At 70.0% G+C, this 11433-nt stretch carries 10 protein-coding genes; 6 read left to right on the top strand and 4 right to left on the bottom strand.

Features of this window, described 5'->3' with window-relative positions; all coding sequences use genetic code 11:
- Positions 1-136: 136 nt before the first annotated feature.
- Positions 137-367: a response regulator transcription factor gene (locus ACFYOB_RS27165; RefSeq protein WP_388563717.1), complete on the top strand. Its 231-nt coding sequence runs from the start codon at positions 137-139 to the stop codon at positions 365-367.
- Positions 368-645: 278 nt separating this feature from the next.
- Positions 646-990 carry a hypothetical protein gene (locus ACFYOB_RS27160; protein ID WP_388563715.1) on the top strand — a complete coding sequence of 115 codons (345 nt, stop codon included), beginning with the start codon at positions 646-648 and terminating at the stop codon, positions 988-990.
- Between the two features lie 13 nt (positions 991-1003).
- Here ACFYOB_RS27160 and ACFYOB_RS27155 read toward each other — a convergent pair whose 3' ends face one another.
- On the bottom strand, positions 1004-2581 hold the full coding sequence (locus ACFYOB_RS27155) for an FAD-dependent monooxygenase (protein ID WP_388563713.1): 1578 nt from the start codon (positions 2579-2581) through the stop codon (positions 1004-1006).
- A 147-nt stretch (positions 2582-2728) separates the two neighbouring features.
- Between ACFYOB_RS27155 and ACFYOB_RS27150 the strand changes: the two genes are divergently transcribed.
- Genes ACFYOB_RS27150 through ACFYOB_RS27140 form a run of 3 tightly spaced genes read left to right on the top strand, consistent with a single transcriptional unit; the run spans position 2729 to position 5376 of the window.
- Positions 2729-3670 (top strand): NAD-dependent epimerase/dehydratase family protein, encoded by a 942-nt coding sequence (locus ACFYOB_RS27150; RefSeq protein WP_388563711.1) that lies wholly within the window; start codon positions 2729-2731, stop codon positions 3668-3670.
- A 14-nt stretch (positions 3671-3684) separates the two neighbouring features.
- Positions 3685-4284, top strand: coding sequence for an RNA 2',3'-cyclic phosphodiesterase (thpR, locus tag ACFYOB_RS27145; RefSeq protein WP_388563709.1), 600 nt, complete (start codon positions 3685-3687; stop codon positions 4282-4284).
- A gap of 36 nt (positions 4285-4320) precedes the next feature.
- Positions 4321-5376 (top strand): alpha/beta hydrolase, encoded by a 1056-nt coding sequence (locus tag ACFYOB_RS27140; protein ID WP_388563707.1) that lies wholly within the window; start codon positions 4321-4323, stop codon positions 5374-5376.
- Here ACFYOB_RS27140 and ACFYOB_RS27135 read toward each other — a convergent pair.
- On the bottom strand, positions 5368-5703 hold the full coding sequence (locus ACFYOB_RS27135; protein WP_388563705.1) for a hypothetical protein: 336 nt from the start codon (positions 5701-5703) through the stop codon (positions 5368-5370). The two genes, ACFYOB_RS27140 and ACFYOB_RS27135, sit on opposite strands and share 9 nt — an antisense overlap.
- Before the next feature lie 310 nt (positions 5704-6013).
- On the opposite strand from ACFYOB_RS27135, the gene ACFYOB_RS27130 reads away from it, so the two are divergent.
- On the top strand, positions 6014-8881 hold the full coding sequence (locus tag ACFYOB_RS27130; RefSeq protein ID WP_388563703.1) for a peroxidase family protein: 2868 nt from the start codon (positions 6014-6016) through the stop codon (positions 8879-8881).
- 248 nt (positions 8882-9129) lie between these two features.
- On the opposite strand, the gene ACFYOB_RS27125 is transcribed toward ACFYOB_RS27130, so the two are convergent.
- Both ACFYOB_RS27125 and ACFYOB_RS27120 read right to left on the bottom strand, forming a co-directional pair.
- Positions 9130-10020, bottom strand: coding sequence for a geranyl diphosphate 2-C-methyltransferase (locus tag ACFYOB_RS27125; RefSeq protein WP_388563701.1), 891 nt, complete (start codon positions 10018-10020; stop codon positions 9130-9132).
- Between the two features lie 15 nt (positions 10021-10035).
- Positions 10036-11388, bottom strand: a complete 1353-nt coding sequence (locus ACFYOB_RS27120) for a family 2 encapsulin nanocompartment cargo protein terpene cyclase (protein ID WP_388563699.1) — start codon at positions 11386-11388, stop codon at positions 10036-10038.
- Between the last annotated feature and the right edge of the window lie 45 nt (positions 11389-11433).

The raw sequence follows: 11433 nt of genomic DNA, 5'->3' as shown, positions 1-11433 counted from the left end.
ACGCCTGTGACAGTCGGCGGACACCTTCATGAAGTCGGCCGGTCAGGCTCTTAACAAGAGACAAAAGGGACATTTAGTCCCCTGCTTCCGAGGACGTGAGCAGCGATGACCTAGCCGATTTGGCGGAGGAAATCCCATGAGCCTCACACTCTCGACGCCGCACACCGAAGCCCCCGCAGCTGCGCTGGCTCCCCGCGAGCAGGAAGCCCTGCGACACATCGCCGCAGGTCACACCTACCTGCAGACGGCCCGCCACATGGGACTCTCCAAGCACACCGTCGACGCCTACCTCCGCCGCATCCGCGCCAAGCTCAACGTCCACAGCACCGCCGAGCTCACCCGACTGGCCATCACCCTGGGGCTGTGACAGCAAGCCACCGGTCCGTTACACCGCGCACGGCACCCGCTCGGCGCAATCGGCAGTCCAGGGGTGCGGGCAGCCGACGACTTTCGTCACTTACAGTCACACTGTCCACACGTGCATCCCGCCTGCTCCAGTACTCCCCTGCCGCCGCACATGGCCGCGCGGGGCGCCCTCCCCCCTTCGGCCGTCATCCCGCTGGATGCGCAACGGATGCCTCCCGGCGCGTGGCACGCCATGCTGCGGTCAACGGCAGCCATCACTGGACAGACGAGGACCGAACCATGTCCCACCTCCGGCATATCGGCGTCATCACCGGGGCGGCACTGCTGCTCACGGCCACGGCCTGCTCGACCGGCAAGAACACCCTGGGCGAACTCAGCTTCCGCGCCGCCGACTCCCCGGTCGTGCTCTCGTACACGAACACCCCCGTCCAGGGCTGCCACAAGATCAGCCTTCCGCGCGGCGCATCGCACGTGGAGAACAACACCGAGCTCGACGTCATCATGTACCGGACACCGGAGTGCCAGAAGACCGACGAGGCCCCCGGAATCTACGTCCCGATGTCCACCTCGAACGTGACCGCGCCCGGCACCCTGCCGTGGCGCAGTTTCAGCGTCGTCCACTGACCGTTCCGGGGAGTTACGAGGGGGGTGCCGAGCCGGTGATCGCGGTGAGGGCGTGGCGGAGGGCGGAGTCGCTCGACGGGCGGTCGTGCCAGCGGGCACCCACGTGGCCGTCGGGCCGAATGAGCAGTGCTCCGCGTGGGGGAAGGCTGCAGAGGTCCGCGTGCTCGGCGGTGAGGGTCTCGACGCGCAGCGGCCATGGTGCGGCCGTTCGTCGCTCCCAGGTGGTGGGGTCCGGGGTGAGCAGGGTGAACCATTCCCCGAAGGCGTCGAGCGTGGATCGGTCACGTGTGAGCCAGAGGTGTGGCATGCGGTGGCCCGGCTCCGCGGTGGGGACGTAGTCCGTGCCCGCGTCGGACTGCTCGGGTGGGATACTGCCGCCGGCCAGGACGGCGTCGGAGTGGTAGGTGACGCCGAACACGAGACCGAGCTGGGCGAAGTACCGGTCAGACCAGGGCAGTTCGGTCGGGGCCGACGCTGCTCCGCCGGTTCGGAGCTGCTCGCGGCGCCGGCTCTGCACCTGGAGCGCCAGCTGGGTGTTGGCCACCGCTTGGCGGAGAGTCAGTTGGGCAACGGGGTGCCGTTCCGTTTCGTACGTCTCCAGCATGGCTGATCCGGCCCACCCTTTGAGCACGCCTGCCAGTTTCCAGCACAGGTTGTGCACGTCGGCGATGCCCGCGTTCATGCCCATGCCGCCGAAGACGGGGATCGCGTGCGCGGCGTCGCCGGCCAGCAGGATCCGGCCGTGGTGGAAGCGTTCGGCGACGAACGCATTCATCACCCAGTGCTGAACCCGTACCACCTCCGCTCGTACGTCCGTCCTGGGCCCGAGGGCGCGCGAGACGAGGTCGGACCAGTCGACGCCTGCGGCGTCTTCCGGCGTGGGACCGACCCAGGCCCAGCCCCCTTCGGGGTAGAGCGGGGCGAAGGATCCGTGCGCGGTGAAGTAGACCCCGGCGGGCTGCTGGGCGCACCAGCGGCTGAGGTCGGCGTCGAACACGACGGTGGTAAAGCCCGCCATCGCTCCGGGGCCGGCGGTGGCGATGCCCAGCCGTTGCCGGACGGTGGAGTTCGCGCCGTCGGCGGCGATCACGTATCGGGCCCGGACCGAGACCTCTTCACCGCCTCGGCGGTCGACGAGCGAGGCGACGACGCTCTCGGGTTCTTCGGCCAGGCCGACGAGTTCGACCCCGAACCGCATCTGCGCGTCCGCTGCCGCGAGCAGCGTGGGCTCCAGTCGGTCCTGCGAGGTGACCACACCGATCACGGGGCTTTCGGGGATCGGCGCGTTGACCCCCACCATCGCCGCGCTGGCGAAGTCGCTGTCGTGCAGGGTGTCACGGAAGCGGACGCGCCCGAATTCCGGTGCGAACGCGGCGGCCGTGATCTGGGCGGCGAGGCCGAGCTGGCGGAAGATCTCCATCGAGCGCGCGTTGACCAGCCGGGACCGGGGGAAGGGCGACAGCTCGCGGTGTTTCTCGACGAGCAGCGTCCGCACGCCCCAGCGTTCCAGCAGCGCCCGGGCGGTGAGACCGACGGGCCCACCGCCGACGATCAATACCTCGACCTCGGCGTTCTGCACGTGGCTCAGCACGTGGCCAACCGTAGACCTGCCCTTGCCGTGCCGGGCGAATTCCGGCTGCGCCCGGCACCTGGCGTGTCGCGGCCGGGGTCACCGCGCCCGTCGAGCACAGCGGGTGCCTGGCATGAGCGCAACACGCACTCGCGCTAGTGTTCGCGGGTGAGTCTTTATGTCGTGATGGGATTCGGGCCTGCCGGGGCGGCCACCGCCCGGCTGCTGGCCGAGCAGGGGCACTCCGTACGGGTCGTCACCAGATCGGGCCGGCGCCCGGAGCCCGGCATCGAGCACGTCGCCTTCGACGCGACGGACAGCAGGCGACTGATCGAGGCGTCGCAGGGCGCGGCCGCGATCTTCAGCTGCGCCGCACCGCCCTACCATCACTGGACGAGTCAATGGCCGCCGCTGGCCGCGTCGGCCTGCGCGGCTGCCGAGGACACCGGGGCCGTCCTGGTCATGCTGGGCAACCTCTACGGCTACGGTCCGGTGGACGGTCCCATGACCGAGAAGCTGCCGCTCGCGGCGACCGGCGCCAAGGGGCGTGTGCGCGTCGCCCTCTGGGAGCAGGCGCGGAACCTGCACGAGCAGGGTCGTATCAAGGCGGTCGAGGTGCGGGCCTCGGACTTCTTCGGGCCCGGCGTGACCGACGGCGGGCACCTGGCCGCACGGGTCATGCCACGGCTGCTGCGCGGCAAGCCGGTCTCCACGCTCGGGGACCCGGACGCCCCGCACAGCTGGAGCTATCTCCCCGATGTGGCCAGGGCCTTGGCCGAGGCAGCGGGCGAGGAGCGGGCCTGGGGACGGGCCTGGCACGTCCCGACGGAGCCCGCAGTGTCCGTCCGGGAGATGGTCGACCGCCTTGCCGCTCAGTCGCAGACGGGGCCGGTCACGGTGCGCAGACTGTCGCCGGCCGTGCTGGGCGTCGCGTCGGTCTTCTCTCCCCTGATCCGGGAACTGAAAGAGATCCGTTATCAGTTCGACCGTCCGTTCGTCGTCGACTCCAGCGCGTACGAAGCGGAGTTCACGGTACGAGCCACCCCCGTCGATGAGCAGGTCAAGGCGACGGTGGACTGGTGGCGTGAGCGGCTGGGCGCCACGCGATGAGTACGAAGTCCCTCGTGAACGAACAGGTCCAGACCTCGACCGTGCGCGTGTTCATCGCCCTCGCCCCGCCCGACGACGCGAAGGACGAGCTGGCACGGGAGCTGCGGCCCGCCTACGACGCGTACCCGCGCATGCGATGGAACCGCATCGAGGACTGGCACATCACCCTGGCCTTCCTCGGCGAGCTCCCGGTGACGACCGTCCCGCTCCTGCAGCCACCGCTCGCCGACCTCGCGGCGACGCGCCGACCCCTGCAACTGGACTTGCGCGGCGGCGGACACTTCGGCGATCGGGTGCTGTGGAGCGGGATCGGCGGAGACCTCGAGGGGCTGCACCGGCTCGCCACCGACGTACGCGCGGTGGTCAGGGAATGCGGTGTCACCTTTGTGGAGCGGCCGCTGAACCCCCATCTGACGCTGGCCCGCGCCCGCCGGAACGACCCCTCCTGCGCGGTGGAGGCCGCCGCCGGACTCGCCGCCTTCACCGGCCGCCCATGGCAGGCCGAACGCCTGCACCTGGTCGGCAGCAACTTCGGCCGCGGGCCGGGACCGATCCACTACCGCGACATCGAAGCCTGGAACTTCGGCGGCGAGGAAGGGTTGGAAGCCCCCTGACAACGTGCCGCCCGGCGGTGTGATTGGCTGGGCGATATGAGTGTCCGCCGTGCGCCGTCGGAATCCCGCCGTGTCCCGGTACCGAGGGCGGCGCCCCCCTTCGACCCTGAAGTGAGCGTCGCGCTGGCGGCCTTGGGCAAGGGTTCGAGGGAGCCGATCTCCCCGGAGAGTCTTGAGGCCAGGCAAGAGCGGGATGCCGTGAGCCGGCCCCGGCCGACGGCCGAGGACCTCCGCGCCGACGGCCGTTTCGAGGTGTCGGAGTTCTGTGTGCCGGGACCGCCGGACGGACCGGACGTCACGCTCGTGAGCGCCAGGCCGTCCGGGCTCGTCGGGCGGCCGCTGCCGCTGCTGTACTACATGCACGGCGGCGCCATGATCATGGGGAACGCGTGGTCCGTGCTTCCGCGGATTCTTCGCGAGTGGGTCCTCCCACTGGAACTGGCCGTCATCTCGGTCGAGTACCGGTTGGCTCCGCGGGCGCAGTACCCGGGACCGCTGGACGACTGCTACGCCGGACTCGTCTGGGCGGCCCGGCACGCGGCCGATCTGGGCGTCGACGCGGACCGGATCATCATCGGAGGCAAGAGCGCCGGCGGCGGGCTCGCCGCTGCCCTCGCCCTGCTGGCCCGTGACCGCGGCGGTCCCGAGCCACTGGGGCAGCTGCTGCTGTCCCCGATGCTCGACGACCGGGGCATCACCTTCTCCGGTCACCAGATGACGGGGATCGACGTGTGGGACCTCACCTCCAACGCGACCGCGTGGAAGGCTCTGCTCGGTGACCGCCACGGTGCCGCGGACCTGCCGCCCTACGCGGCCCCGTCCCGCGCCACCGACCTTTCCGGACTTCCCCCGGCCTATGTCGAGGTCGGGTCGGCCGAGACGTTCCGGGACGAGGGCGTGGCGTACGCGAACACGATCTGGCAGTCCGGCGGCCAGGCTGAACTGCACGTATGGCCCGGTGCCTGTCACGGCTTCGACGGCCTGGCACCGCAGGCGGCACTCAGCCGGGACGCGCGCAACGCCCGTACCCGCTGGATCCAGCGCCTACTCGCACAGTCCCGCAGCCCTCAGCCGCGTTCCGATTCATCCTGAGAAGCCGCTGCACTGGGTGTGCTCGTTGCCCTGCGACACGGTGTACTGGGCGTTCTCCACGTTCACCATCTGGAAGCCGCCGTCCGCACCGATGGTGAATTGCCCACCCGCCGCGGTCGGAGAGGTCAGGAACGCGGGTCCCGGCGTGAAACCGCCGCCGGAGAGGCGCACCTTTCCGTTGTCCAGCACACCGGAGATGGAGCACGTGGCTGCGGGGGCGGCGGCCGCCGCCGGGGCCCAGGCCAGGGCGGCCGGCGCGGCGAGGATCGCTGCGGCGGCGAGCGGGGCGAGTACGGACAGACGTGTGGGCCGGTTCCGCCGGTTCATTTCTTCCTCCCGGGAGGAAAGGATCTCCGTCCGTTCCATCGTCCGCCCGCCGTCCTCAGGCGTCGACCGGGATGCAGACCGTTCTGGACAATCGAACATGAAACGCACGTTTCGCCCCGATCTGGGTAGGTTCAGAAAGGCGGGGTGTGGCCTGGCCATCATGGCCGCGACGGGGGCCGCATCCCGCCGCCCGGCCGCCCGCGCCGGTGGGATCCGTCGCCCGTCTGCCTCGCTCCGCACGACAGCGTCCCCGAGGTACGGCAACGTCGTTGCAGAGTGCACAGACCCCCCCCTTCGCGAAGAGGCGCGCATGGACGAGCCCGAACGGTACGAGCGCTACATCGGCGGCAGCCCGGAGGCCGAGCGGCTGGTCTTCGAACGACTCGCGGGTGACCTCCTACGGGTGCAGCTCAAGGTGAAGAAACGCAGCGGCTCCGCCGCTCTGGAACGGACATTCCACGCCAAGGCGGTCCTCGGCGTGGAGAACGCCCGGCTGAGGTTCCACGACGACCTTCCCGAGGCCCTGCGGACGGGTTTCGCCACGCCCGGAGCCGAATACCCGGTCACGGTCCGGCTCTCCAACGCGAGCGGTGTCCGTCAGCCCGACTTCGCGCCCGATCTGCGGGGTGCGGCACTGCGGGTCGAGGTGGGCCCCGATGAGACCCACGATCTGCTGATGACGAGCTTCCCCGTCTCCCACGCCCGCACCGCGGGTGAGTTCGTCGCCTTCGCGAAGGCCATGGCGGGTGCCGACTCGCGGCTCGCCAAGGGGTACGCCCTGTTCGTCAAGCTGCCCCTGGCGGTCGGCTGGCCCACGGCTGCCCGCATGCGGCACAACGTCGTCGCGGGAACCAGGCGCACCGTGCCCAGCCTGGCGCTGGAGACGTACTGGAGTCGCGGCGCGATCCTGTGGGGCGACTGCGGACCCGTGCGCTATCAGCTGCGGCCCGCCGCGAACGCCTCACAGGCCCCGGCAACGCCGCGCACCGATCCCGAATACCTGCGGCGCGAGCTCTCCCAGCGCCTGCGTCAGACGGATGTCGTCTTCGAGCTCTGCGTGCAGCGCTACGTGGACGCCCGGCGCACCTCCATCGAGGACGGCGCGGCCGACTGGAAGGAGGAGGACGCGCCCATCCTGCCGGTGGCCACGCTGACCATCCCGCGCCAGGACATCCACACCGCCGAAGCGCGAGCCTCCGCATCGCGGGTCGATCTTCTGGCGTTCAACCCGTGGCACACCACAGAGGGCTTCCGTCCCCTGGGCAACCTCAACCGAGCTCGCAAGCTCGCCTACGAGGCGAGCAGCGCTCACCGCCTCGGACACCGCTTCCTGACCGTCGCGCCACGGCGCAACGCTCTGCTCGGGGCACCGCTGCGGGCCGCCTTCCGCACCGTGAACCGCGTCGTCCCGTGGCACCGGCTGCCGACCCCCCTCGGCCTGCTCAACCTCATGGCCTACCGGCAGACGTTGCGGCGGCACAACCTCATCGACACCGAACTCCACGAGGCCCCGCCCAAAGCCCTGCCGGTGGAGGCCCCGCTCGACGAGGAACTGCTGGTCAGGCGCAGTTACGACGGCACCTACAACGACCTGTCGGCGCCGCGGATGGGCGCTGTCGGCGCGACGTTCGGCCGCACCATGGCGCCCGTATACCGCCCGGACCAGTTCGACACGCCCAATCCCGTCACCGTCAGCAGAGAACTGCTCCGGCGTGACGCCTTCATCCCCGCGACGTCGCTGAACATCATCGCCGCCGCGTGGATCCAGTTCCAGGTGCACGACTGGGTCAAGCACAAGAGGTTTCCGGTCGGCACCAAGAGCGTCGAGGTACCGCTGCCGCCCGGTGAGACCTGGCAGAACACCCCGGGCGGACCGCGGGAGAAGGTGATGCGCTTCGGCGAGGACGAGGCGGTGCGTCCGCCCGGCGGCGAAGGGTCGCCGATCCTGTTCGCCAGCGACGTCTCGCACTGGTGGGACGGTTCGGAGGTGTACGGCGGCGACCAGTCCGTCGCGAAGTCGCTCCGCGACGCCGATGGCGGCGCCGGCCTCCGGCTGGAGGAGGGGCACCTGCCGAACGGCTCGAACGGCGTCCCGCTCACCGGGTTCACCGACAACTGGTGGCTCGGCCTCAGCGCCATGCACACCCTGTTCGCCCGTGAGCACAACGCGGTGTGCGAAGCCCTGCGGCGCGAATATCCGCGCATGGACGAAGAGCGGGTCTACCACACGGCTCGGCTGGTCATCTCCGCTCTGATCGCGAAGATCCACACGGTGGAGTGGACTCCCGCGATCCTCGCCACCAAGACCCTCGACATCGGCATGAAGACCAACTGGCAGGGGCCGCCAAAGAACTGGCTGGACCAGCTGGGCGTCTGGCTGCTGGAGGCGAACGGGCGGCAGGGCATCCCCAAGACCCTGCCCGACCACCACGGTGCCCCGTACTCCCTCACGGAGGATTTCGTCACCGTCTACCGGATGCACCCCCTGATTCCCGACGACTACGAACTCGTCGACCACCGGTTCGGCCGCCGGCTCGACACCCTTGACTTCACCGCGCTCCAGGGCGCCGCCGCGGAGCCGCTCATCCGCAAGACCGGCCTGGTGAACACGCTGTACTCGCTGGGCATCGCCCACCCCGGGGCGATCACCTTGCACAACTTCCCGCGCACCCTCCAGGCATTCGAGCGGGACGGGGAGGTGATCGATCTGTCCGTGGTCGACCTGGTCCGCACCCGGCGCCGCGGCGTCCCGCGCTACAACGACTTCCGAGCCGGCCTGCACAAGCCGCGGATCCGTCGGTTCGAGGACCTCTCCTCCGATCCGGAGACGGTCGCACGGCTTCGGGACGTGTACCGCTCGGTGGACGACATCGACACCGTGGTGGGGCTGTTCGCCGAGAATCCGCCAACGGGCTTCGGCTTCAGCGACACCGCCTTCCGCGTGTTCATCCTGATGGCCAGCAGACGGCTGCAGAGCGACCGTTTCCTCACGGTCGACTTCCGGCCGGAGGTCTACACGCCCCTCGGCATGGACTGGATCGAACGGGGCGGCATGACGAGCGTCATCCTGCGGCACTGCCCCGAACTGGCGAGCATCCTGCCTCGCGGGGCGAGCGCCTTCGCGCCGTGGCGTCCGGTACAGCCCGTCCGCAACAACAGCGACCACGGCCGCGGCTGAGCGGGAAAGGGCCGTGTCCGCGGGACCCGATCGCGCGTCCGTTCCGTGCCGGCCGGGTCGATGAGCCATCGCTCCGCGAACCGGCCGGAGCCGCTGGGCGGGCCAGGATCACGCGATGGGCCGTACCGCACCACCGCCCGTCACCCGGCGGCGTGATCGACGGTCTCGTCGAGTCCCTCGAAGCACGCTTCCGGGACTGACGGCCGGTTCCGTCGGGTGACGGGCCCGGCCTTTCAGCCGGTGGTCGGTCAGATGCGGTCGGCTGCGATCAGGAGGTACTGGAAGGAGCCGTCCTTGTAGGAGTTGATGAACGCCTCTTCGATCCCGGTGACCAGCGGAGACGTGGCCCGCAGCTCCCAGTAGGGCAGGGTCTCGGGAGTCAGGTCGATGACGGCCTGCGGTACGAGGCGGTTGTCGGCCATCGCCCGCAGGTACTCCCGGCGGGAGTGGATGTTGCACTCGAAGTGCGCGTTGATCTGGGAAACCCACTTCGAGGGCTGACCGTAACGCGGGTTCCAGCAGCCGGTGATGGTCACGTAGCGCCCGCCGACCGCGAGGATGCGGGAGTGCTCGGCGAAGAGGTCGTGCAGGTCGACGTACATGCTCGACTCGTTGTTCCACGAGGCCGCGGCCTGCCCGGTCTCGAAGGGCGTGCTGAGCATGTTGCAGACGCGGGCGTTGACGTGGTCCTCGATGCCGAGTTCACGGGCACGCTGGTTGGCGAAGTCGGCCTGCTTGGCCGACAGGGTGACGCCCTCGACCTTGCATCCGAAGCGCTGGTGGGCCATGACCATCGAGCCGCCGCGGCCGCAGCCGGCGTCCACGAGGGTGTCGTCGCGCTCGATGGCGCCGAGGTGGCCCAGGAGGACTTCGGCCTGCGCCGACTCCAGGCGGTGGAGCTCGGCGATCAGCTTCTTCTCGTATGCGCTGTCCTCGGCGTCGCCGAGGGCCGCGTGGTCGACGTCGCCGATGCCGTAGTGGTGGTGGTAAAGGCCGTCGACGTCGCCGAGGCGCAGGTTCACGGGCCTGGCCTCGTGGTCCCAGTAACGGGCGATGTCGCCCTGGTAGGGAGTCGTCGGGGTGGGGATGAACATTGAGGTGTTGGCGGAGGTGGCGGCGGCGAGATCGGTGCTAGTCATGGATGAGTCCTCTCTTTACCAGAAATCAGGCAGGCTGTAGCGATAGGTATTGGTTTGGTGCCAGTAGTGGTTGCCGTCGACCCATACGGCCACGCCCCGCAGGAAACGCAGCACGTTCGGGACGGGGCAGGCGGCGGCCAGGGCGGCGGCTTCGGCTTCGAAGTCGCGCATCAGGTCGTTGTGGACCTCGACCGCCTTCAGGTAGGCGTCCCGTTCGGAGGTGCCCTCCCGGTCGGCGATCACGACGGGCAGGTTCAGGTGCCGGCCGGGGCTGTTGAGTTCCTTGGTGTATGAGTAAAGGTCGTTCACGATGGTGGTGGCGTTCCCGGCGAGCGCGATGACCCGCTGCATGGCGGGCAGGGCGTGCAGGTCCGCCGGGAGTTCGTAGCCACCGACGGTGTCGGTGATGGTGGGGCAGGGGCGGAAGTTGTTGAACTGCCGCATGGCCAGGTACTCCCACACCTCGGGCACGTGCTCCGTCTGGGCCCAGGCCGCCTCGGCGAGGTAACCCAGGTGCAGACGGGCCATGTCGTGCCGGAACCGGTCGGCCTGGGAGGGGGTGGACTGCTGCAGGAAGTACTCCATGGCGGAGCGGTAGGCGCGCCGGGGGGCGTCCGCATGGAGCGACTGCGCCCACTGCGGCTGGTACTCCTTCGTGGTGTGGAGGGGGTCGAGAGCGGTGTGCGCCAGCAGAAGGCGTCCGCCGAGGCCGATGGGCGAGCCGCCGTGGTCCTCGCAGTAGCAGTCGTCGACCGCGTTCTCGGCGACCATCAGCCGCGTGGCGAGCATCAGGTGCTCGACGGTGGGGGCGTCCGGATGGCAGGCGACCATGTAGCGCCCCACTGAGAACCCGTCGAACTGGTCCTCCCAGTCCTCGGGGTACAGCTCGACCTCGTCCAGCGCCCATGCCTTGATCCTGCGGCTGATCTCCTCCACCCGCGCCGGATCCGGGTCTGGCACCGGGTGGTGGTAGAGGCCCGGGATGGGGTGGCCCGCCACCGGCGCCCCGGGCGCCGGTGGACCCACGGCCACGGGCACCTCGTACCGGGCCAGGTGCAGGCTCGCCGTACCCAGTCCACTGGGGCCTCGCAGGATCCGTTCCAGGGCAGGGCTCGGTTGCCGCGCCGCGGCAGCGCCCTCGCCCACGGGTACCTCCCCCACTGGCACCGCCCCCGCGGCAGGCACGGGGACCGAGGGCGGACCGGGCAGGGAGAACCCGCCGGGCAGCACGCCGACGGCGGCTTCGGCGCCGGATACGTGGCCATTGGCGCCGGCATTGGCGCCGGCATTGGCGAGAACGTGGGCCCCGAAGCGCGCCGCAGCGCCGGGCAGGCTCGACGGCAGAGGGGAAAGCCCAGGATCGGGCATCCGTAGCTCCTTGGTGAGATGGGTGGCTGTCCCGGATCCCGGGCA

Origin of the sequence: Streptomyces sp. NPDC006463 (assembly GCF_042870715.1) — a bacterium.
Lineage (GTDB): Bacteria > Actinomycetota > Actinomycetes > Streptomycetales > Streptomycetaceae > Streptomyces.
The sequence above is the reverse complement of the archived record's forward strand: the minus strand, read 5'-3'. Positions and strand labels throughout refer to the sequence as shown.

Bases quoted from the DNA above. Each gene is read 5' to 3' on its own strand.
- ACFYOB_RS27120 (WP_388563699.1), bottom strand. From the start codon at position 11,388: ATGCCCGATCCTGGGCTTTCCCCTCTGCCGTCGAGCCTGCCCGGCGCT.
- ACFYOB_RS27130 (WP_388563703.1), top strand. From the start codon at position 6,014: ATGGACGAGCCCGAACGGTACGAGCGCTACATCGGCGGCAGCCCGGAG.
- ACFYOB_RS27165 (WP_388563717.1), top strand. From the start codon at position 137: ATGAGCCTCACACTCTCGACGCCGCACACCGAAGCCCCCGCAGCTGCG.
- ACFYOB_RS27135 (WP_388563705.1), bottom strand. From the start codon at position 5,703: ATGAACCGGCGGAACCGGCCCACACGTCTGTCCGTACTCGCCCCGCTC.
- ACFYOB_RS27125 (WP_388563701.1), bottom strand. From the start codon at position 10,020: ATGACTAGCACCGATCTCGCCGCCGCCACCTCCGCCAACACCTCAATG.
- ACFYOB_RS27160 (WP_388563715.1), top strand. From the start codon at position 646: ATGTCCCACCTCCGGCATATCGGCGTCATCACCGGGGCGGCACTGCTG.
- ACFYOB_RS27140 (WP_388563707.1), top strand. From the start codon at position 4,321: ATGAGTGTCCGCCGTGCGCCGTCGGAATCCCGCCGTGTCCCGGTACCG.